Genomic DNA, 22,155 nt, shown 5'->3' with positions numbered 1-22,155 from the left:
TCTAAGAGGTAAGGTGGTATTTGAATGGAGAAAAGAGTTGTCTTTGACTTTGAAATTGAGTTTACAAATGGAGGTGGCATACAAGGGCAGGAATTCCGTCTTGATCTTAATGGAGATGATATATCGGACGAAGAGCTAGCAAAGTATATTGTGGAAGATATGCGCTTACTTATGGTAGGTAAGGTGCAAATCCTCAATAAGAAAATTATTACTGAAAAGCATAAGCGAAGCACTCTTAATGAGTAATAAGAAAGGATATGAAGTTAGTTGAAAGCGATACTTTTTGATTTAGACGACACATTACTGAATCGAAATCAGGCCGTCGATAACCTTTTTCTCATTATTTTAGAAAGGTTTTATAAGGATATTCAGCATTCTGTAAAAGTGGATATGCTGAAAAAATTCAAAGAATACGATAAAAGAGACTATGGCCATCCTGATAAAACGAACATTTTAACGTCATTTTTTGATGAATTCCCACCAAACAATCGAATGCCTCGACATGATATACAAGACTTTTGGAATCGACAGTTTCCTTGTTGCTTTTCTATCAATCAAAATACGTTGAATATTATCAATTCTATCAAGAAGCATGTACACGTTGGCATTATCACAAACGGGTCGGCTCAGAGACAAAAAGCAAAAATCATGCACACTCATTTAACTAGCTGTTTCGATCTCCTCATTATTTCTGAGGAAGTGGGCTACAGCAAGCCTGACAAGCGCATTTTTGAACTTGCCTTAAACAAGCTTCAAGTGCAACCAGAAGATGCATTATTCGTTGGAGATGACTTAGAAAAGGATATCGGCGGCTGTCAGCATGCAAAGATCAAGGGTATATGGTTCAATCCATATAGGCGCAAAAATGATACTGACATCAGACCCTATGCAGAGATTCATTCGTTTGATCCATTAGCAAAAGGAAGAGCCCTGTTTGACTAGGACTCTTCCTTTATGTGTTAGACCATTTTCCCTACTACTTTTACCTTTAATCTTGTTGCATTTTCTGGATGATATGCTAGTGGTGTTTCTTCTACTTCTACCAGCTCAATTGTCTCCTTAATGGCTCCTGCTAATACTGCTTGTTTCACCGCTTTACTTTGGGCATCCTTTAATGATTCCTCGCGAGGTTCCTTGGCATAAATATAAATTTGCTCATATTGACCACTAATTTGCGCAATAGAGGCACCGATGGCATTCGCCACACCACCATATTCATTTTTCACAATAGTGGAAACGCCTCGAATCTGCTCTGGCACGATAATCCCCCCACCGCCTACTAAGACCAGTGACACATCCTCTGAGGAGGTTTTCATCTTATCAATGGCCTGCTCCAGTAAGGAAGAAATTTCTTGTTGAACGGCTTTGGCAAATGCTTCATCTATATGTGTGACTAAAGTGGGGTCGCCTACTTCTGCTAAGCCTAGACGGACAGCGATATCCGTTGTTGTTAAAGTCGAGCCACCAAAGACAAGTGCCTCCTCACTAATTTGATAGCCTACACTATCTGGTCCAACTGTAATTTTGTCACCGTTCACACGAACAATACTACCACCGCCAAGACCAACTGAAATAATATCTGGCATCCTAAAGTTTGTCCGAATGTCTCCTACTTCCACAGCAACTGAAGATTCTCGTGGGAATCCATCCTGTAATACGCCTATATCTGAAGTCGTTCCCCCAACGTCTAGCACCATTGTATTTTGAATTTGGGATAAATACGAAGCTCCACGAATACTGTTTGTTGGCCCACAGGCAATCGTTAAAATTGGGAATTGTTTTGCATAATCGATGGACATTAACGTACCGTCATTCTGACATAAATAAACGTCTACATTAAAAATACCTTCCGTTTGAAGCGCCTGGACAAAGCCCTCTGTTGTTGTCTCAATGACCTTACATAATGCCGCATTTAGAATCGTTGCATTTTCACGTTCAATTAGCCCGACAGAACCAATTAATGATGAGCAAGAAATAGGAAATTTCTCGCCATAGACCTCTTGAATCCATTCACGAACCTGTAATTCTTGATCGTTTTTAATAGAAGAAAAGACACCAACAATTGCAATCGATTCTACTTGGTCGTGCCATTCCTCTAATAGTTTTTTAATTTCTTCTTGATTAAGAGCACTTAATAATTGACCATCGTATTCATAGCCACCATGTGCAATCGCATAATGACCCGACAATTGATCAATCATATCCGCTGGCCAAGCTGTATAAGGAAGTACTGATGTCGTTGCTGGATAGCCTAACCGAATAACACCGACTTTTGCTAGCTTTTTACGTTCAACAATGGCATTTGTACATTGGGTTGTCCCTAACATTGCATGTGTTATTTTTGCTTTATCAATATTTGCACCCTTGAGTAATTGTTGCAAGGACTTTTCAATACCCGTTTTAATATCTAAGCTTGTTGGTGATTTCACACTGTAAATAAGTTGACTATTATGGTCTAAAAGGATGGCATCCGTATTTGTTCCGCCTACATCAATTCCAATTTTATACATGTTCTGCTACCTCCTTTTTCACCATTTCCTCAATTGGCATGTAATCATAATCATAGCCAAAGTATCTTGGTCCTGCTGTTTCAATGCCTTTTGCTGTACGCCACTTTTCATGTGCTGGTAAGCCAATCACACGCACACGTTTACCATATTTTAAGCTTTCTGTTGTAACAGGCAATAATGTTTCATAATCCACCAAACAAATTAAGTCTGGCGTCATCGCAACAACCTGCTCGTTTTTCTCTGCTAATAAGTTTTCATTTTGGAAATGAACCTTCATTTGATCGTTTTTATAGGAATCAATCCCTTCAAGATTCATTTTACCTAGATTAAAGCCACCTTTTGTTTCACGAATAACATCTACTATTTTTCCTTGGAATAGCTCATAGCCCCCTACAAGCGTTAAAAGATTTTCTAGCTTATCGTTCACCTCTTGATCTTTAGAGGCAATAATTTCACCGATTTTTTCAGAAAGCGTCACAATATGATGCACACCACTTTTCTTAATTTGTGCACCGGTCGTAGGATACAGGCTCACTAGAGAACTTGCGCCCATCTCTACCGTTGCAGTTCGTGCGAGACGCTCCGTCCATTTATTATCAATCGTTTCAAAAATACCAATATTCCCTTTTTCATCTGTAATCGCCATTGGGGTTGCCGAAATTCCATCTAGGTTAAAGGTCACCATTTGTAATTCCGGGAATGCACGACCCATCCCGTCACAATCAATCAGCGGTAATCCAAGCTGTGCAGCTACTACAATCGGAATCATCGAATTGACGCCGCCTGCTTCCATTGGATAGGTGCCTGCAATTTTTTCTTTCCCTAAATATTGAGCAAGCTTTTGGAATACCTTGACAAATTCATCCCCACGTGGAAATTTCTCTACTAACACGGAAGGTGCACCCATCATCGCTGCTGGAATGAAAAAGTCATCATCTCCAATTTCATCCACCGAATACAACTTCACAGGTCCATTTTTTTCGATGGCAGAAAGCGCCATAAGTTTCCCAATGTATGGATCTCCGCCTCCACCTGTTCCTAGAAATGCTGCACCAATGGCAATATGTTCAATAGCTGCTTGATCTAAATATCTCATCTATGTTCCTCCAGTATGACCGTTTTTTGTATGGATAGACGATACCCAATATAATAAATAACGAATGAAATAATAATGCCAATCATCGGTTGATTTGGCAGTGATGGCAACCCAGGGAATAAAGAGAATACCACTGGCATACAGGCAATCATAGCCCCTACTAGCCAAGAAAATACGCCTAATCGATTGACCCCTTCCACCTCATGCCAGCTAGCTGCTTTGCCTTTATGAATCACCCAATATGAGGCAATCATCACCCCTGCAACAGGTGGAATCATGGCCGATAAGATCGACATAATGGGTGTAAAATAATTTAATATCCCAACTACTGCTAAAATTGTGCCAATTGTTCCTGCAACCCCAATCGCTAAGCGCTCTTTGTTTTTGGCCACATCGAATACATTAATTAAAGCGATACCACCAGAAATGGCATTGACCAAATTCGTTTTCCATGTCGCTAAAATCAAGCCAACCCCGCCAATAAACGGTGTTGCGATATGCAGAAAGACAGCTGTAATATCACTTGTTTGATAGGCAATCGTTAAGATGGCTCCTACTGCAATCATTAGTACGCCAGCTGGAATAATGCCCAATGCAGCGGCCTTGACTACATCTGAACGTTTTTTGGAAAATTGCGAATAATCTCCCGCTATGACAGCCCCTAAAGCAAAAGATCCAATCGTTACAGCTAAACCATCCATAAAGTTCATATTCCCCTGTGGCTGATAGTCTCGAATAAGCTGTAGCTGATCGCCCGTTAATGTTTGCCCTAAACCGTATAGGCAAATGATGACAAGTAATGGTACGGCGATATAGCTTAATACACGTAACACTTTCATTCCATAAAGAGCGGATACGACCATCACCATACCACTTATCAATGAAGCAAGCGGAATAGGTATATTCAAATGATAGATTGCTAGTAAATTCGCTAAGGCAACGCCACAAACATTGGCCTGAATACCAAACCAGCCTAAGCAAGCAATGGCTAAAATAATGGACAAAATAGTACGAGAGCCTTTTTTACCAAACACTTGCCCTGCCACATGAACAGTTGGTTTTCCTAAATCACTGCTTTGCATTCCTTGTAAAATCATAATGAATACGACAATCGCGTAGCCTACAAAAGCGACAGCAAGTGCCTTTGATAGACTCATATTTGTTATGAGTGCGTTACCTACTAGTAAACTGGGAATACAAATCATGGCACCCGCCCAAATAATGCCTAAGCTATACCATGATTGACCTTTGTTTTCGTTTTGCATATGACTCCCTCCTTGTTATTGCTTGATTGGTTAATGTTCTTCATTATAAAAGAAAGGGTGGTTTCACGTCTTTTGCGTAAATGAAAAAAATAATCTGAAATTTTGTTCAAAATGACAAAATTTCAGATTATTCTAATCAATCATTAATCAATCGATACAGCATACAAGCCATATACACATCGTAAAATTCTGCGTATACTGTGACATCTGTGCCAATCAACTCACTAATTTTTTTAATGCGATATTTCACTGTATTTTTATGAATATAAAGTAGCTCTGCACAGCGCTCCACACTAGCATTTGCGTCTAATAAAAAAGTAATTAAGGTCTGTAAGGAATCATGATCGCGCAAGATAGGTTCAATGACAGACAAATACTCTTCAATCATTTCTTCTCCCTGTATACTGACATCCATCGCCCTTTTCATGGAGCGTACTTCCGCTGCCGTAAACAGCTTTCGCATTGGATAAATGGTATGGGCCTTGTCCCCCACCTGATTGACCAATTGATACATTTGACGAACAGACTTTGTATTTCTCATTTTGGGCGCATAAACAATTTCCGCTATTTGAGCAGCATAGCTTGTAGTATCGTTAAATTCAGTGGCAATTTCAAATTCATGATGCTTATACAAACAATTCCCTAGTAACACAATCATACAATGATCAATGCATTGTATCACTCTTGTTTGGTAATACTTGGACAGCTGCTCTTCTAATTCATCGCGAATTCTTTTTTCGTCCGCTAAATCATGCATGTAGACGAGCCACATCATTTGAATGGCGGAAACATCTATATGAAGGAGATTGGCTAATCTTCTCATTTTTTCACTTTCATCATTAATAATGGCTTTCACTAAGGCATACTCACTTACCTCATCATGCTTGTCCCCCCATAAATTAATGGCTACTTGCACAACCTCACTTACTTTTTCAATCGTTTTGGCAGGCAGTTTTGTATTTTCTTTTATTAAGAATAAAAAGAGGGGCTCGCCATTTTTCTGATGCACTCTTTTATAGTCAACGACACAGGAGACATCACTTCTTTCTAGCTCTAGCTTTCCTGTTTCGTGCTGGAAGTTGGCCTGCGAGCATTCTTCAATAACGTTCGCTACATCTAATGATGAATTTCGTGGCCACATCACTTGATTCACAATATCAAAATGATTATTTGTGAGCACAATATTGGCTTTCAAACGATCTGAGAGCATTTTCAGCGTAATTTCAACACTTCTTAAATGCTCTGGCAGTAAGGATACCTTTTCCAACGTTTCTTTCACAAAATGATCATTCACACCTTGATTGCTAACAATTGCCTCCATTACCTCATAAATTACCTCGTTATAACGCAGTGAATAATCATTTCTTGGCATACAAATGATAATAAATCCTTGCGCCTCCGCTAAGTCAAGCACTTCCTTTGGAATATCGGGCAAGACAATACCGACATAATATAAAATAAGACCAAGCTCTCCTAAATCATGTAAATGCTGAATCGTTTCGCATTGCTGCTCCACACTATCTCGTATGGAGTAAAAAGAGCTAATGACAATCTCTTCTGCATACCATTCCTCTTGCACACGATTAATAATTTTAGAATAAAAATCAACATTGGATACCTCTAATACAGATAAGGAAGATACCGTACGATGTAAATTATCTCGACCTGTTAGCACCTCTGCCCCACGAAAGGATGGCAATTGTAATAATTCATTGACCGTTACCCCATGCTCCACCACCACTTTTCTTCACAACTCTTTTGAAGAAGAATACCATATCCCCTACGATCTTTCAAAATACAGTTTTATCCTTATTTTAACTGCTAGCCTGCCGTTAATGATAAACTATTAACTATATTAATGAGGTAAGAGAGGAAAATGAGGATGTCACATCAGACAAAAGAGCTACCTCTGTTGGCAAAAAAATCCGTGAAAGCTTACAGGCGGATTGCGAAAGCTGTTTCGGCTTATGCTGTACCGCTTTAAATATCGTTGCTTCCAGTGACTTTGCCATCAATAAACCAGCTGGCTCGCCATGCCCTAATTTACAGGATGACTATAGCTGTCATATCCATAGCAAGCTAAAAGATACAGGCTTTAAAGGCTGTACGGTTTATGATTGCTTGGGTGCTGGGCAGCAAGTGTCACAGATCACGTTTCATGGACAAGATTGGCAACAATCCCGTGAGCATGCTGACAAGATGTTTCGGGTTTTCCCAATCATGGAACAGCTTTACGAAATGCTTGCTTATGTAGCTGAGGCCTTATCCTATCAGGTGAACAGCACGCTTGATGAGCAACTCCTAACGCAATTGGAGCAGCTACAACAAGCAAAATCACTTGATGCCGATGCCTTATTAGCACGCGATATGATGGCTATTCGTATGCCTGTCAATGCGCTATTACTACAAACGAGCGAACAAATTCGTCAACAGAGGCTGAAAGGCAAAATCACTCGAAATTTGAACCAGCGTGGAGCTGATTGGATGGGCAAAAATTTAAAAGGCAAGGATTTACGAGCGACTGATCTAAGGGGTAGCTATTTAATCGCGGCCAATCTTCAAGATGCTAATTTACAAGCAGTAGATTTCATCGGGGCTGATTTACGTGATGCCAATTTACGTGGGGCTGACCTTTCGACAAGTCTGTTTTTAACACAAATGCAAATGAACGCCGCACAAGGTGACCGCTCTACTAAATTGCCTTCCTATCTGAAACGACCTGCCCATTGGCAATAAAAAAGGTAGATGGCGGTTTACGTACGCTCATCTACCCTTTATCGTTAGGCTCGTTTCTTTTTATAGATTATAGTAGCTGCCACTAACACAAGTAAGATTGCCTGCCCAATGATGGTTTCCGCTGTTGGATAGAAGCCAATCAGGCTAATGACAGGTAAGCCATCAACAATCGTCGTGGACAGATTATCCGTAAGCTGCAATGTATGCAAACTGACACCAATAATTTTAAAGGCTAATACATAAATAAGCACCGTTGCGACAGCAAAAAATTTATGAATGGGGATTTTGCCACTTGCTTTAAATAATACAATAGCCAGTACAGCAAGTATAAGCAGTGCTACAACAATCCCAAGAATAAATTGCGAAGTCTCCATTCTCGGTGCAATACCCGCGTAAAAGACTAGTGTTTCGGCTCCTTCACGGAAGACCGATAAGAAACTAATGGCAGCCATCGCAAAAATAGAACCACTGGAAATGGCATTGCCCATTTGTTTCGAAATATAGCGATTCCAGCTGACTACACTTGATTTACTATGTAGCCAAATACCAACACCGATCATCATCGCTGCTGCAACTAACCCAACATAACCTTCCATTAATTCTCGATTCGTATCAATTGTTGCTGAATTCAAAATCGTGGACATGAGGATGGCAGCAATGGCTGATAATAGAACGCCGACAAACGCTCCAACATAAATCCATTTGCGCATCTTATTCTGTCCTGATTTATTGAGGAATGATACTAAGGCTAAAATAATCAGTAACGCCTCTAGTCCCTCACGCAGCAAAATTAATGCAGCATCCCAAATTGTATAATCTGAATCCCCTTGAATCAGTTCGATTTCAGTACGGAAAGTATCTAATTTTTTTGTGATCGCTTGCTGATCGACGTTGGATTTTAATAAATCACTTGCGATAATCGGCATATCACTTTCGATTTTCGTATAAAGGCTGCCATTACGTGTGGAAATTTCAATCTCTACACTTGGCCAAATGGTAATAAACTCACGTATTTTATCAGAAGCTGCCTGATAATCACCAGCATCAACAAAGTCCTTTGCCTCATCGATATAAGCAATCAATGTCGCTAACGAATAGTCCCCTTCAACCACTTCAGCTGTTTCGTTACCAGCCACAAAATCCTCAATCGTTTGCTGTAAATCCGCAAATTGAGATTGCATAAGGGCTATATCTGGCTCCTCTGCCGAAATGGCGATACGTAGAAACGCCATTTGTGTTTCGATTTGCCCATACATCGCAATGCTTTGCTCACGCACAGGGCGCTCATTTTTATTCCATTTGCTATTAAAATCTTTGTAGGCTTCATCAATAGCCTGAATGTCCCCACTGGCTAAAGCTTTTTCGAAGTCTGCCATGATCGGCTTAAACTTTTGCCCAAACTCTGCTCGCTGTGCCGCTTCGTCCACTGGATTTTCAAGCTTTTCTAGGGCACGTAATGCATTCGACAGTGCCGACAACGCCTCTAAACGCTCGTCTTTGGATGTTGCTTCAGTAGCCTGCGCAAGCATTTCATCGACCTTTGCTTTGGCATCTTTCTGCTCTGAAGAAACTTTAGCCCAGTCCGCAGCAAATTGTTCGAGCGCCTGCTTGGCCTCCGTCTCTTTATCCTGCTTCGTATTCATCAGTGCATCACTAATCGCAATATATAAATGACTATAAGATTGCGCTGCCTGCACAGGTAGAGCTAAAGTTAGGATTAAGGCAATGATGATACTACAGCGCGTTAAAAAGTGCTTCACCTAAATAACTCCCCTTTTGTACACCAGGGAAGCAAGCAAACACGGCACTGCCTCGATGGGTAATGTACTCATTCATTTTATCCATACGCCCTAAGCTATTTTGGATCGTTGTAAATTGGGCTGGGTCTTTTTGAAAAGAAATAAAGATCAGCCCTGCATCATGGGTTCCTGTATTCGACATGACACCCGATGCATACGAGTAAGAACGTCGTAAAACACGTGCACCCGATTTACGTGCTAAATGAACATGTGACGTATCAGGCATAATATAATTGCCCTTGTCATCCTTTGCCTCTACATCAAAATCATCAAATTCCTTTGTTTGGCCAAATGGTGCACCACTGTCACGATAACGACCAAATGTAGCCTCTTGATCCTTCAATGATGTGCGATCCCATGTTTCAAGATGCATTTGAACTTTTCGTGCGATTAAATAAGAGCCGCCCTTTAGCCAGCCTTTATCCACCCACACAACCTTATTTAAGTCTTTTTCATCCGTAATGGCTGGATTCACCGTACCATCCTTGAATGCAAAGAGATTTCGAGGTGTCCCTCCACCAGCTGGAAACGAGTTAAAGCCAGCCTGTGACCATTTAATCTCTACTTTACCAGAAGCAGCTCGTACTAAATTGCGCACTGCATGGAATGCCACCTGTGGATCATCTGCACAGGCTTGAATACACAGATCACCACCTGTATATTCCTTCTGTAGCTGATCTTTAGGGAAATGTGGTAAATCCTTTAGCTCCGCTGGTTTTACATGCTGCATTCCCAGTTTATCGAATAGTGAAGGACCTACACCGATAGTAATCGATAAATTGGCTGCATCTAAGCCCTCTGCCTCTCCTGTATCACCTGTTGGTACTCTCGTATTCGTCGAAACATCAACCATTAATTCACCATTCATTAAACGCACAACAAGAGGTGTCCATTGCTGGAACAACTCTTGTAGTTCCTTCTTCGATGTCACTAACACATCTAAAGAAGCAAAATAAATATTCGTTTGAACTGGTGTCACGATACCCGACTGGTGCTCGCCATAGAAATTGATCTTATTGCTAGCCGCCGTGCTATCTGCTGCTGTCTCAAAAACATCATAGCCCATCGCTTTCATGACACCACCCAAACCAGAGGCACCGATGGCAACACCTGCCACACCGATGCTTGTCAGCTTCAACATATCACGTCTAGAAATTTTTTTATTAATCAATTTTTCTTCATTGGACGTTGTCATTTTTTTCACTCCAAAATGATCCCCATTTGACTTAATGGTTCTCCAAGCTGATTCACCGCTGCCGCAAGTGCTTTCGTATTGTCTTCCGTTAATTCCTCATAGGATACATAACCACCATCAGCCGTTGCATGCTGCGCTAATAAATCGTCCACCGCTTTAAATTTTTCATCAAGTGTTGACACTAATGTTGAATCTTTCGCTTCTAATTTTGAACGTAAAATTTCAAAGATTTTTTCTGCGCCTTCAATATTCGCTTTAAAATCATACAGGTCTGTATGTGAGTAAATTTCTTCCTCACCAGTAATTTTAGATGTTGAAACTTCATTTAATAAATCTACCGCACCAGTAATCATTAAATCAGGTGTCACTTCCACCGTTTGCACTAGTGCATGTAATTCCTTCGCATCCGCAAGCAGTTGATCTGCTACAGCCTCATAACCTTTAGTTGTATTTTCTTCCCATAATGCATACTCAAGCTTATGATAGCCTGACCATTCTTCCTCGCCTTTTCCTTCTTCTTGAATATCCGCTAAACGTCCATCGATGCGAGGGTCAAGATCACCAAAGCTTTCTGCGATTGGCTCTGAGCGCTCAAAATACATACGTGCTGGCGCATACGCTGCTTTAGCACCTTCAATATCGCCCGCCTTGAATAAATTCACGAATTTTTCTGTGTCCAGTAAAAATTGATCCATTTGCTCTAAAGCAAATTGCTGATAGGCTGATAGTTCAGCAGATAAATCCACCTCTTGTGTCGCTTGCTCTGCCTGTTCTGTTGCCGGCTTGTCCTCTTTTTTAGCTTCTTCTGTATTGCCACAGCCAGCCATTAAAATGCCCCCTGCTACTAATACCGACAAAAATGATCTGTTTTTCATACTTAGTACCTACTTCCGAATTAGTTTTATATTTGTGATGATAATGATTATCATCATCTATTGCAACAACTATTTTTTGAAATAGAAAAAAACGTCATTTTTCAGTTGATCTGTATACACAACTAGAAAAATAACGTTTTTTCTACAATATAATGATTCTAATCTACAAGATTTTCGCTTGTTTCAAATTTTCATGTTTTCCATGTAAGAAATAATAAAGCACAATCGATACAAAAATGACAAAAACCATAGCAAAGAAGATCACACTGTAGCCCATAGAAGGAACAAATAACCCTAAGAAATAAGGCCCAACACCTAAACCTAAATCATAAAATATAAAATACGTAGATGTCGCAAGTCCTAAACGCTCATTCGGTGTCACTTTAATAGCAATCGCCTGCGCAACGGAGTTGAAGTTTCCATAGCCAACCCCGATACAGGCAGCAGCGATTAAAAAGGCGATCGTTGTTGTCGCTGAACTAAAGGCATACATGCCAATCGCAAAAAGCACTAAGCAAGGATAAATAATAATATTAGCCCCTCGCGTATCTAATAATTTTCCTGTAAATGGGCGGGTAGCCAAAATGACAATGGCATAAATAATAAAGAAATAGCTTCCTGCTGATACTAAATGTAGCTCTTTTGCATAAAACGTCATAAAGGACATAACACCTGAGTAGGCAAAGCCAATAACAAGTGCAACAAAGGCAATCGGCACCGCACGCATTTCAATAAAGTTTGTCACCTTAAAGCCTGCCTTCACAGCTGTATCCGTCGCTTTTTTCGGTGCATCTGGCACGGTCACTATGAAGTACATAAAAAAGCAAATAATAGCTAAAACCGAATCGACTGCAAAGATCATGCGATAATCCTCAAACAATTGTGTTAATAAAATGCCAATGAATGGACCAATAGCTGTCGCTAAAATCGCACTTAAGCTATAATAACCAATCCCTTCGCCACGTCGTTCCGGCGGTAAAATTTGTGCAATAATGGTTCCCGTTGCTGTACTAGCTATCCCAAGAGCAATCCCTTGTATTAAACGATTAACCATTAGCAGTGGTAAATTGCCTGCTACAAAATAAGACATCGTGGATAACATAAATAACAGCAAGCCACAAAACAATGTTTTTTTGCTACCCCAATCACCAATAATACGCCCTGTACCAAGCCGCCCTAACAATGTTCCGATAATAAAAATACTCGATACCAGCCCCGCTGTACTTGTAGAAGCATTAAAATGCTCCACAGCATAAGCCGCGATGGTCACCATTAATAAATAAAAGATTAACGTAATGGTAAAATTAATAAGTGAGACAATTAAAAAATCCTTTGTCCAGAGTTTCTTTCTAGTTGCTTCCACGTTACTCTCTCCTACTAATTGATATTCATACAAATTCTTGCTAAAACCTGTGTCGCAATGTCAATATCTTGCTTCGGCACACCTGCCAATGCCTGCTCAAAAAACGGATTTAGATGCGACTTTATTTCCAGCACAAGCTCTTCCCCATGCTTTGATAGATGTACCAGTTTTTCACGCTTATCCTTGCCCGTCATCGTTTCCACATAGCCTAGCTCCACCAATTTATGTACAAGCTTCGTGACACTTGGCTTCTCTATAGACATGAAGTTAGCGATATCTACAAAAGAATGTGGACCCTTATCCTTCAAGAAACGAAGCACTGCCCACTGCGAGCTATATAACTGATAGGGTTCAAGCTGCACATTCAACTGATTAATAAATGGCCTATACATTAAGCGGTACTGATTAAAAAATTCCTGTTCAATTGTCACACTATCACTTCCTTTTAAATTAGTTAGCCTAGCTAACTATATACCTAAAAAATCCATTTGTCTAGTAGGAAATAAGCGAACCCTCGCTCAGCAAGACAGGTTATAGCGCTCTTTTTGGGGTTCTATCCTGTCAAATTGAAGCAAGCGCATACGCTTCTTTTTCTGGTTTATGCAACAACCTCACGCGTATCCTCCTCTTTCTCCGCTCTATCCATCACTTCGCGCGTTCTATCCACTACTTTCTCTGTTCTATCCAACACTTTTCTTTTCCTATCCACCATCCTCATGCGTATCCTCCTCTTTCTCCGCTCTATCCATCACTCTGCACGTTCTATCCGCTACTTTCTCTGTTCTATCCAACACTTTTCTTTTCCTATCCACCATCCTCATGCGTATCCTCTACTTTCTTCGCTCTATCCATCACTCTGCGCGTTCTATCCACTACTTTCTCTGTTCTATCCAACACTTTTCTTTTCCTATCCACCATCCTCATGCGTATCCTCCTCTTTCTTCGCTCTATCCATCACTCTGCGCGTTCTATCCGCTACTTCCTCTGTTCTATCCAACACTTTCCTTATCCTATCCACCATCCTCATGCGTATCCTCCTCTTTCTTCGTTCTATCCATCACTTCGCGCGTTCTATCCGCTACTTTCTCTGGTTTATCCAACACTTTTCTTTTCCTATCCACCATCCTCATGCGTATCCTCCTCTTTCTTCGCTCTATCCATCACTCTGCACGTTCTATCCGCCAAGCAACACAGTCAGACCGCTTGAATGGTTGCTAAACTTTTAAATCCTTAATCTATAATCCAGTACTTCCTATGCTTTTTTTCACCCTCTGCTTTCAAAGGTAGTTGCTGCAACAACTTGTACGCTAGGTTTGGGGATTCAATGGCGAAGAATTCACGAAAGCTTCGATTGGTCAGCTGTGGTCCGACTAGTAATCGGTAGTCCTCCAATGTTCGATTTAATGCATTGTGATCCACCAATCCACAGCGAGGGCAAGTCCATTTTCTATAATGATACTGTAATCGCTGTCCATTCCCACAACGAGGACATACTACGCCTTTCATCATTTCCTTAAAAGGCACAGTCATCTCTTTTTTTAACCTTGTGTGCATCGACAATAAACGTGTCGCAAAGGGTAAGAGGGTTTCTGCCTTTACGGGTTGATACATCTCTGTCCATCTTTGGATACAAGAACGCAGCCCCGTCACATGAAATATAGGCTGCCCCTCAAACCCCTTTGTTAAAATTCCATTTCTCGTTGCCAGTACAACTGCATGCACAATTGGTAAATGAAAACGTTCACGCTGTAATAATTTTTTCATCCAGGTCACATGCCGCTCCAGTTGAAGAAATGGATCAGCCATCCCTTCGACCGTACCCTCTATAGTCGTGCGTGTTAGTTGAGCGAATGAAGCATCATATGAGAGAATGCCTGTTATATTTTTGATTTCTAGGATAAGTAAGAAATGGGGACAGAGAAAGATGGTGTCCATTTGATGTGTTGAACCGAAGTCATTCATTGTTTGAAAATCATGGAGTAAATAATGTGGGGTTGGTAAGTCCAGCTCAAGCCATTCTGCATCGACACGCTGTTCACCAGCGAGCCCTGCTTTGACACGTCCTAAACGCTCTCGTACATACGCGTATTCCTTGTGTGTCTGAGGCAATCTTTGTAGCATCGCCTCCAGTATTTTCTGCGAATCTGATGGTTGCCGTGCTAATAGAATCATGTATTCACCTCCTGCCCTGATTATATAAAAAAAGAACCACAACAAATGAGGTTCTCAAAAACTTGAAAGGTCGATGTTGTAAAATTAATTTTTCACAGTTTTTATTAGATCAAAAGTCTGTTCTTTCGAGCAGCAACTAACATTTGCTAATACTTTTCTAGTCATGCTACACCATCTGTTATAGAGACAGCAGCAGTCACTAGCGCATCCTACAAATCAGAGCGAGCCTCTCTTTCTTTTTACATCTTTCCATGCTATGCTATTCACAGTTTAAAATGATAATCATTATCACTAGATTTAGTCTAGTTTCTGATAAGAATTTGTCAATTACTTTTTACTATTTTTTAAGGATGTGGCAATAAAAATGCAACATGTATATGATGTGACAATTATTGGTGGCGGCCCTGCTGGCTTATATAGTGCCTTCTACAGCGGTCTGCGTGGATTAAAAACAAAATTGATTGAGAGTCAATCACAGCTTGGTGGAAAAGTATTACTTTATCCTGAAAAGCTGATTTGGGATATTGGCGGACATCCTCCTGTTTTAGGCGAACAATTTGTCAAACAATTAATCGAGCAAGCCAAAACATTCGATCCTACCATTTTGACAGATACAAAAGTAGATTTGATTGAACGCCAGGATGATGTTTTTATTATCCATACAGCAGCTGGTGAAAAGCATTATTCTAAAACGGTGCTGCTAGCTGTAGGTGGTGGTATTATTAATCCTCAAAAGCTGACGCTTGAGGGCGCTGAAAAATATGAAATGTCAAATTTACATTATACCGTTCAATCCTATAAACGTTTTGTCGACAAAGATATTATGATTTCTGGTGGTGGTAATGCAGCCATCGATTGGGCTGTTGAGTTAAGCCCAATTGCTAAAAGCGTGACCCTAGTTTACCGTAAAGAGCATTTATCAGCGCATGAAGCAACGGTACAGGAAGCACTTGATGCGGGAGTAAATATAGAGTGCAATACGACGATTACAAAGCTGTCAGCTAATGTTGATAAAACGGCTATTCAATTAGTAACATGTGAAAATACGAAAACGCAGCAAAGTTATACCCGTCAAATCGATGAGGTGATCGTTAGTCATGGCTATAACCGTGAGGCATCTCTCGCATTTGATGAAGCCATTGCTATTCCGAAAAAGGATGATTATTATTTTGAAGGGAAAGCAACAGGTGAAACGGCACAGCCAGGTATTTTTGCGGCTGGTGATATTTTATCATTTGAAGGAAAAATCCACTTGCTACTTGGAACATTCCAAGATGCAGCCAATGCGGTCAACTCCATTAAAACGTATTTAGAGCCAACAGCCTATCGTCATGGCATGGTATCGTCTCATAATGAGCTATTTAAAGAAAAGAATCGCTCGATTATTGAAAAACAACTTGTCCAAGCCGATTAAGCACGAACATGAACCCTCTTAAGATATTTTCTTAAGAGGGTTTCTAGCTTTATCTAAATAAACTTAGTAACGATCCCATCTGCCTCAACATATTGACTCCATTTGTAATCGTCCCAGCATGCCCCATAATCGTATTTAAATGATCTGGCAAACTGCCTAATCTGGATCCTTGTTGTTGTTGATAGGGAGAATAGTAAGGTTGCACCATTCTACCTCGAAAAGGTGGGCCAAAATATTGTCTATTGCTTGGCGGATAGGGACCCCTTCTAGCATTCGGCTGAAAATATGGCATTTATACACCTCCTGTCTGAAAGCTTCTAACTAGTATATGTGGGAATTTTAGTAGTGAAATAGACTTTTGAAGAAGACTGTAAAAATATTCTCTTCCGCACTCAAGATGTTTGAGGGAACAAGACTAGTTTCCCTGTCATACTATAAGAAAAAAGAAGGTGATACGCATTCAAGGCTCACATTATCTTACCTTTTTAGCTCAATTCGGCATTGGAGGAGCGCATCCAGGAGGAATTAATCTATCAAAGGCTCTCGTTTCAACAGAGAATATTACGCCAGGCGCCGATATTTTAGATGTAGGGTGTGGTACAGGACAAACGGCTGCTTATTTGGCGACTGCCTATCAAGCTAGTGTCACAGGCATCGATATTCACCCCATCATGATCAAAAAGGCGCAGAAACGAATGCAAAAAGCGCGTTTACCCGTCCGTCTATTGCAAGGCTCAATTGAAAAAACTTCGTTACCAAATGAATCATTTGATTTGATTCTAGCTGAATCAGTACTAGCCTTTGTAAATCAGCAACAAGCTTTGCAAGAAATTTATCGTTTATTAAAGAAAGGCGGACGCTTCATTGCCATTGAATTCACTAAACCTATAACTCTCGCCCCTGAGCTAGCAGACGACATCCAACAATTTTACGGATTCAAGTCCCTCCTTATGAAAAAGGATTGGGTAAAGCTACTGCAACAGGCTGGTTTTCACGATATTCGCATACAAAAAAATCAATCCATCTCCTCCAAGCCTGAATTTGATGTTTCCGCAGCGATTGAATCCGAGTTTTATAAGGTCATGGATCAGCATCTTGCCATGAACGAAAAATACCAGCCATTTTTAGACTATCGTATCTATACCTGTACGAAATAAACGAACCAGCACCCAAAGCGTTGCTGGTTTTTTATGTGGTCCCAATCACTTTATGACACCTGTCATAAAATTCCTTTGACTGGTGTGAATAGGTTTTTTCTTCATATTTTCTTATTCTGAAGGTAAGAAAATACAGAAAGAGTGATTGAACATATGCAAATGCAACAAAGACTTCCCTTTATCGATATGTTAAGAGGCTTCGCCGTTTTAGGAACGCTCGGCACCAATATTTGGATTTTTGCTTATTTAGGTGATTTATCGTATATCACAACAAGCAACTACTCAGGTTGGTGGTCCTTCCAGGATTTTTTACGAATGGTAGTCTTATTTTTCGTCAACGGTAAGCTACTTGGTCTGTTAACGATTATGTTTGGGGTAGGTTTACAATTAAAATATCAGCAAGCCCTACGCAGAGGCAATGCTTGGCCTGGGGTCTATCTTTGGACAATCGTCTTTTTAGGGCTAGAGGGACTGCTTCATTATACCCTTGTCATGGAATATGATATTTTAATGAGCTATGCTGCTACAGCCTTCATCGTTGCCTTTCTCATCCGATTAAGTAACAAAGCCATGACATGGACTTTCTATCTTTTTGGCAGCTTTCATGTCTTACTGATCCTCCTTATTTTTATCAGTACGTTACAAGGTGTTGGTGTTTCCTTAAATGGGATGGAGAGCGTTGCCACATTGTATGAAAACGGCTCATGGCTAGCACAAGTACAGCATCGTCTGACAAATTTTTTATTCTATCGATCAGAGGCTATTTTCATTATCCCTATGAATATCTTTTTATTTTTACTTGGTGTGAAGCTTATGCGCAACGATGTATTTTCACAAACAGACAGAGGACGGCAAATACGCCAAAAGGTGTTTATGATTGGTATGTACATTGGCATTCCCCTCAATTTACTTATCTTTATACCAGGAGGGCTTTTTGATTTTCCTGTTCGCTATTTATGTGCCCCTATTCTATCGATTGGCTATATTGGAATTTTAGGGAAGCTGGTAGAATATAAGAGGTTCAATTGGCTTTGGCAACGTTTTGCACAAGTCGGTAAAATGTCTTTAAGCTGTTATGTCCTTCAAAACATACTTGCATCATTTATTTTTTATGGTTGGGGCCTTGGCTTAGGAGGGCATGTCAATAGCGTGATCGTCATTTGCATTTGGCTAACTTTGTCATTCCTACAACTGGTCATGGCGTCTATTTGGTTACAGTATTTTCAATTGGGTCCTATGGAATGGATTCGTCAAAAATCCATTCGAGCAATGACGCAACAATTTGCAACAAAGGAAGGTGTAGGCAATAAAAATATATCCTAGAGAACAAATAAAGCATTATTTAATCATCGATGTAGCTTCTGTGATTTTTCTCATCGCAATAGTACTATGGTCTGGATCACTTCCTTTAGCTATGAAAATAACATTGCTCCTTTTATACTTAGGAGCTTTCTATAATGCTTTATGGCATAAAAATGGGAGACTCCTTGTCGCATCATTAGTAGGCTTCATCGTTATCACTATACTAAGTATTTATATAGAGCCCTTTATGCTTATTTTTGGCTTTACCTTTGCCGATTTACTTGGACGGGCGAAATCAAAATGGCATATTAGCTGTGGAATATTAGCCATCGCGATCATGTTTTTGACGGTCATGTATCTGGCGACAGACTCCTTTTTACAGAAGGAATCACAGGTGTTAGTACCTATCATGATGTTTCAGCTAGTATTGCCAATTCTTATTTACTTTGTGGAAAAGTCGAAAAATCTGCAAGCTGAATTGGCAGACGTCAATATGCAGCTTGTTCAGCAGGAGGAACGACAGCGTATTGCTAGAGACCTTCACGATACAATTGGTCATACACTCACAATGATTAAGATTAGAACGGAACTAACGACAAAACTAATTGACCGAGATCCTTCAAGGGTGAAGCAAGAATTGGATGATATATTAGCCACTACACGTACAGCCTTAAAACAAGTGCGTGAACTAGTATCTGATATGAATTTCATTTCGTTACAGACGGAGCTGGTGCATTGCAAACAGCTTTTACAAAGTGCAAATATCACAGCAAGCCTTCACAATCAATGCCCTCAAATTGTTCTTTCTAGTGTGGAGGAAACGATGCTCGCATTATGTGTAAGAGAGGCTACGACCAATATACTCAAGCACAGTCAGGCAAAAAAATGCCACATCATCATTCAATATCACATGGGACAATACACGCTAATCATGAAAGATGATGGCATAGGCTTACAGCAAAAAGGATTTGGCAATGGCATCCACTCGATGAAGGAAAGAATGCATATCCTGCAAGGTTATGCCACGGTTAACAGCAACACACCTACAGGCACGAGCGTAACTCTTACGCTACCAATTCAAGACGGAAAGGAGCCCACATCATGATACGTGTATTACTAGCGGAGGACCAACAAATGCTACGTGGTGCCTTAACATCACTCTTATCGTTTGAACCAGATATTGAAGTCATAGCCGAGGTGGCAGATGGGCTAAAAGCATGGGACTACATCCAACAGGAGCTACCAGATGTTTGCCTCGTAGATATTGAAATGCCCCATCTGTCTGGGCTAGAGCTAGCTGAAAAAATTAAACAGGCTAACCTACCGTGTAAAGTGATGATTGTCACAACTTTTGCTCGTCCTGGCTATTTACAAAAGGCTATGGATTGCGAGGTACACGGCTATCTATTGAAAGATGAACCAATCGATTATTTAATTGCTACTATTCGAAAAATCATGCAGGGAGAAAAGGTGGTTAGTAAGGATCTAGCCGCTACCTTGTTTATGAAGGAGCAAAACCCTTTAAACGAACGAGAAATTGCAGTACTACAGCTTGTCAAAGAGGGTTTGACCACAAATGAAATCAGCAAGCAATTGTTTTTAACGAAGGGGACCATTCGCAATTATTTATCTACCTCTATTCAAAAGCTGCAAGTGGAATCAAGACAGCAGGCTGCTCAGATTGCAAGTGACAAAGGCTGGCTATAACAAAAAATAAGATACTTCGCTAATAAGCAATATAGGTCGTACTACAGCAATAAATTTAATATTTTAGCTAAAGGTACAGATTTAGTTGAAGAACTGAAGAAATATTAATGGTTTACCCACTTCACGCAATTGTTGGTTTGAAGTGGGGATATTTTTAGCCACACAATCAATGGATAATTATAAATGATGTCAGACCTTCTTTAATTAGTATACACTCCTATAAAACCATCATCATTACCGTTGTTAATCAATTTTATTTCCTCAAATGGATGCTTGTTTTTACTTTCTATAAGGAATAGCGTTTTTTTATTTGTAACACCTTCTTCTGTAGTTGTATAGAAAAGTGTTAGAATTTTATTTTCCTTATCTAATTTTAAACGAATAATCAGCATAATTTCTAGTATTGGAATTTATCAGGATATAGGTTTTATGCTTATTCTCGTCATAAGCATAAACGCCATCCTTTAAATCCCCTCCAAATACGTTAAGAATCTTATTATCTTCGTCATTAATGTCCAGTTCTAGTACTCTTACATTTTCTAATTGCGCGGTTTCCGAAATTACAAATTCCTCTTCATAATCAACTCTCACACCGTTGCTACAAGCCGTTTGCGTAAACAATAGTCCAAGTAAAACACAAAAAATCCGCCTGTTTTTCGCCACTCTTATGCCACCTTTTTTAAAATCTTCGTTATCGCTGTATCCTAATAAATATAGCCGTGTTGGTGTAAAAAAAGACGTACTGAAACTGAAACTCCAATTGGTAATACGTATACTGAATTAATGTTTCCAAGCCCACTACAAAATTTGTAATGGGCTTTCATAAAAATCCCTACAGTTTGCATTACTTCGCTCCCACTGCAATCAGGATTTGTTCAATCTCGTTAAATCCTCGCTGTCTCGCATGCTGTAATGGTGTCACATTATTTTGATCCGGAATATTCACATCAGCACCATGCTCAATCAATAACTGAATTACTGTTTGCTGTGTTGGATTGCCGTTATTTAACACAATCGCCTCCATCAGCGCTGTCCATCCTAAATGATTCACATGATTGACGTCGATGTCGCTGTTACTCAACAACTCCTCGATGACCTCCACATAACCATGCTCTGCTGCTGGGATTAATGCTGTTCCTCCATATCGGTTCAAAATAGTAGGATCAGCACCAGCCTGAATCGTCATCTTTAATATATCCAGATAGCCTTCTGCTCCAGCATAAAGAAAGGGCGTATTTTGCCTATTGTCCTGTATATTGACATCGGCCCCAGCATTTATTAATAATTGTGCTGCCTCCACATTCTGATTATAGGTTGCAATCATCAAGGCTGTTCTGCTGTTTGAATCTTGGACATTGATATCAACCTTTTGATCCAAAGCACGTTGTAACGCTTCCATATCTCCCATTTCGGCTGCTTTAAACAGTTCACTCTTCCAATTTGATTTCACCACTTCACTCTCCCCTTTATCAAGCTGTATCGCCTCTGATTCGTTGGAGGCACATCCTTGAAGCAAAAATGATAATGCGATCATAACCGTTTGTATTTTTTTCACCCCTTGCAC

Annotated in this window: 21 protein-coding genes; 8 read left to right on the top strand and 13 right to left on the bottom strand. The window is 40.1% G+C overall.

All coding sequences use genetic code 11. The features are described from left to right. Positions 1–24 precede the first annotated feature (24 nt). Together V6670_RS09180 and V6670_RS09175 are read left to right on the top strand one after the other, a co-directional pair. Complete coding sequence (locus V6670_RS09180; protein WP_338653773.1) at positions 25–246, top strand: cyclase; 222 nt, start codon at positions 25–27, stop codon at positions 244–246. 30 nt (positions 247–276) lie between these two features. Then, on the top strand, positions 277–942 hold the full coding sequence (locus tag V6670_RS09175; RefSeq protein ID WP_338654552.1) for an HAD family hydrolase: 666 nt from the start codon (positions 277–279) through the stop codon (positions 940–942). A gap of 17 nt (positions 943–959) precedes the next feature. On the opposite strand, the gene V6670_RS09170 is transcribed toward V6670_RS09175, so the two are convergent. The 4 genes from V6670_RS09170 to V6670_RS09155 all read right to left on the bottom strand — a co-directional run bounded on the left by V6670_RS09170 (position 960) and on the right by V6670_RS09155 (position 6,609). Then, positions 960–2,510, bottom strand: a complete 1,551-nt coding sequence (locus V6670_RS09170) for a hydantoinase/oxoprolinase family protein (protein ID WP_338653772.1) — start codon at positions 2,508–2,510, stop codon at positions 960–962. Next, on the bottom strand, positions 2,503–3,606 hold the full coding sequence (locus V6670_RS09165; RefSeq protein ID WP_338653770.1) for a DUF917 domain-containing protein: 1,104 nt from the start codon (positions 3,604–3,606) through the stop codon (positions 2,503–2,505). The genes V6670_RS09170 and V6670_RS09165 overlap by 8 nt, the downstream gene beginning before the upstream one ends. Beyond that, positions 3,603–4,871 carry a cytosine permease gene (locus tag V6670_RS09160; RefSeq protein ID WP_338653769.1) on the bottom strand — a complete coding sequence of 423 codons (1,269 nt, stop codon included), beginning with the start codon at positions 4,869–4,871 and terminating at the stop codon, positions 3,603–3,605. Before V6670_RS09160 ends, V6670_RS09165 begins: the two co-directional genes overlap by 4 nt. A gap of 136 nt (positions 4,872–5,007) precedes the next feature. Continuing rightward, positions 5,008–6,609 carry a PucR family transcriptional regulator ligand-binding domain-containing protein gene (locus V6670_RS09155; RefSeq protein ID WP_338653768.1) on the bottom strand — a complete coding sequence of 534 codons (1,602 nt, stop codon included), beginning with the start codon at positions 6,607–6,609 and terminating at the stop codon, positions 5,008–5,010. Positions 6,610–6,857: 248 nt separating this feature from the next. Here V6670_RS09155 and V6670_RS09150 point away from each other — a divergent pair, with 248 nt between their 5' ends. After that, positions 6,858–7,607: a pentapeptide repeat-containing protein gene (locus V6670_RS09150; RefSeq protein WP_338654549.1), complete on the top strand. Its 750-nt coding sequence runs from the start codon at positions 6,858–6,860 to the stop codon at positions 7,605–7,607. A gap of 44 nt (positions 7,608–7,651) precedes the next feature. Here V6670_RS09150 and V6670_RS09145 read toward each other — a convergent pair whose 3' ends face one another. From V6670_RS09145 to V6670_RS09120, 6 genes are all read right to left on the bottom strand, one after another. Further along, on the bottom strand, positions 7,652–9,367 hold the full coding sequence (locus tag V6670_RS09145) for an FTR1 family protein (RefSeq protein ID WP_338653766.1): 1,716 nt from the start codon (positions 9,365–9,367) through the stop codon (positions 7,652–7,654). Further along, positions 9,342–10,601: an iron uptake transporter deferrochelatase/peroxidase subunit gene (gene efeB / locus V6670_RS09140; protein WP_338653764.1), complete on the bottom strand. Its 1,260-nt coding sequence runs from the start codon at positions 10,599–10,601 to the stop codon at positions 9,342–9,344. The genes V6670_RS09145 and efeB overlap by 26 nt, the downstream gene beginning before the upstream one ends. Positions 10,602–10,606: 5 nt before the next feature. Next, on the bottom strand, positions 10,607–11,476 hold the full coding sequence (efeO, locus tag V6670_RS09135; protein WP_036117171.1) for an iron uptake system protein EfeO: 870 nt from the start codon (positions 11,474–11,476) through the stop codon (positions 10,607–10,609). A 163-nt stretch (positions 11,477–11,639) separates the two neighbouring features. Further along, positions 11,640–12,839: an MFS transporter gene (locus V6670_RS09130; protein WP_338653762.1), complete on the bottom strand. Its 1,200-nt coding sequence runs from the start codon at positions 12,837–12,839 to the stop codon at positions 11,640–11,642. A 14-nt stretch (positions 12,840–12,853) separates the two neighbouring features. Continuing rightward, positions 12,854–13,270 carry a MarR family transcriptional regulator gene (locus V6670_RS09125; RefSeq protein ID WP_338653760.1) on the bottom strand — a complete coding sequence of 139 codons (417 nt, stop codon included), beginning with the start codon at positions 13,268–13,270 and terminating at the stop codon, positions 12,854–12,856. Between the two features lie 799 nt (positions 13,271–14,069). Beyond that, complete coding sequence (locus V6670_RS09120; RefSeq protein ID WP_338653758.1) at positions 14,070–15,011, bottom strand: NERD domain-containing protein; 942 nt, start codon at positions 15,009–15,011, stop codon at positions 14,070–14,072. A gap of 364 nt (positions 15,012–15,375) precedes the next feature. Here V6670_RS09120 and V6670_RS09115 point away from each other — a divergent pair, with 364 nt between their 5' ends. Further along, positions 15,376–16,425, top strand: coding sequence for an NAD(P)/FAD-dependent oxidoreductase (locus V6670_RS09115; protein ID WP_338653757.1), 1,050 nt, complete (start codon positions 15,376–15,378; stop codon positions 16,423–16,425). A gap of 49 nt (positions 16,426–16,474) precedes the next feature. Here V6670_RS09115 and V6670_RS09110 read toward each other — a convergent pair whose 3' ends face one another. Beyond that, positions 16,475–16,717: a hypothetical protein gene (locus V6670_RS09110; protein WP_036117161.1), complete on the bottom strand. Its 243-nt coding sequence runs from the start codon at positions 16,715–16,717 to the stop codon at positions 16,475–16,477. A 157-nt stretch (positions 16,718–16,874) separates the two neighbouring features. On the opposite strand from V6670_RS09110, the gene V6670_RS09105 reads away from it, so the two are divergent. The 4 genes from V6670_RS09105 to V6670_RS09090 all read left to right on the top strand — a co-directional run bounded on the left by V6670_RS09105 (position 16,875) and on the right by V6670_RS09090 (position 20,591). Then, complete coding sequence (locus V6670_RS09105; RefSeq protein ID WP_338653756.1) at positions 16,875–17,582, top strand: class I SAM-dependent methyltransferase; 708 nt, start codon at positions 16,875–16,877, stop codon at positions 17,580–17,582. A 153-nt stretch (positions 17,583–17,735) separates the two neighbouring features. Next, positions 17,736–18,905: a DUF418 domain-containing protein gene (locus V6670_RS09100; protein WP_338653755.1), complete on the top strand. Its 1,170-nt coding sequence runs from the start codon at positions 17,736–17,738 to the stop codon at positions 18,903–18,905. Positions 18,906–18,996: 91 nt separating this feature from the next. Further along, positions 18,997–19,989, top strand: coding sequence for a sensor histidine kinase (locus tag V6670_RS09095; RefSeq protein WP_338653754.1), 993 nt, complete (start codon positions 18,997–18,999; stop codon positions 19,987–19,989). Continuing rightward, on the top strand, positions 19,986–20,591 hold the full coding sequence (locus tag V6670_RS09090) for a response regulator transcription factor (RefSeq protein WP_058845269.1): 606 nt from the start codon (positions 19,986–19,988) through the stop codon (positions 20,589–20,591). The genes V6670_RS09095 and V6670_RS09090 overlap by 4 nt, the downstream gene beginning before the upstream one ends. A 363-nt stretch (positions 20,592–20,954) precedes the next feature. Here the strand turns inward: V6670_RS09090 and V6670_RS09085 are convergent, their stop codons facing one another. Further along, a complete protein-coding gene (locus tag V6670_RS09085) occupies positions 20,955–21,254 on the bottom strand; it encodes a hypothetical protein (protein WP_338653753.1) in 300 nt (99 codons plus the stop codon). A gap of 181 nt (positions 21,255–21,435) precedes the next feature. Beyond that, entirely contained in the window at positions 21,436–22,146 is a 711-nt protein-coding gene (locus tag V6670_RS09080; RefSeq protein WP_338653751.1) for an ankyrin repeat domain-containing protein, read from the bottom strand. Positions 22,147–22,155 lie beyond the last annotated feature (9 nt).

Origin of the sequence: Lysinibacillus sp. Y5S-8, assembly GCF_036894365.1 — a bacterium.
Taxonomy (GTDB): Bacteria; Bacillota; Bacilli; order Bacillales_A; family Planococcaceae; genus Lysinibacillus; species Lysinibacillus fusiformis_D.
This window is presented reverse-complemented; position numbering and strand designations above follow the sequence as displayed.

Excerpts from the sequence above, each read along its gene's own strand:
- V6670_RS09110 (WP_036117161.1), bottom strand. The coding sequence starts at position 16,717 with ATGCCATATTTTCAGCCGAATGCTAGAAGGGGTCCCTATCCGCCAAGC.
- V6670_RS09180 (WP_338653773.1), top strand. The coding sequence starts at position 25 with ATGGAGAAAAGAGTTGTCTTTGACTTTGAAATTGAGTTTACAAATGGA.
- V6670_RS09120 (WP_338653758.1), bottom strand. The coding sequence starts at position 15,011 with ATGATTCTATTAGCACGGCAACCATCAGATTCGCAGAAAATACTGGAG.
- efeB (WP_338653764.1), bottom strand. The coding sequence starts at position 10,601 with ATGACAACGTCCAATGAAGAAAAATTGATTAATAAAAAAATTTCTAGA.
- V6670_RS09115 (WP_338653757.1), top strand. The coding sequence starts at position 15,376 with ATGCAACATGTATATGATGTGACAATTATTGGTGGCGGCCCTGCTGGC.
- V6670_RS09095 (WP_338653754.1), top strand. The coding sequence starts at position 18,997 with ATGAAAATAACATTGCTCCTTTTATACTTAGGAGCTTTCTATAATGCT.
- efeO (WP_036117171.1), bottom strand. The coding sequence starts at position 11,476 with ATGAAAAACAGATCATTTTTGTCGGTATTAGTAGCAGGGGGCATTTTA.
- V6670_RS09100 (WP_338653755.1), top strand. The coding sequence starts at position 17,736 with ATGCAAATGCAACAAAGACTTCCCTTTATCGATATGTTAAGAGGCTTC.
- V6670_RS09090 (WP_058845269.1), top strand. The coding sequence starts at position 19,986 with ATGATACGTGTATTACTAGCGGAGGACCAACAAATGCTACGTGGTGCC.
- V6670_RS09160 (WP_338653769.1), bottom strand. The coding sequence starts at position 4,871 with ATGCAAAACGAAAACAAAGGTCAATCATGGTATAGCTTAGGCATTATT.
- V6670_RS09170 (WP_338653772.1), bottom strand. The coding sequence starts at position 2,510 with ATGTATAAAATTGGAATTGATGTAGGCGGAACAAATACGGATGCCATC.
- V6670_RS09165 (WP_338653770.1), bottom strand. The coding sequence starts at position 3,606 with ATGAGATATTTAGATCAAGCAGCTATTGAACATATTGCCATTGGTGCA.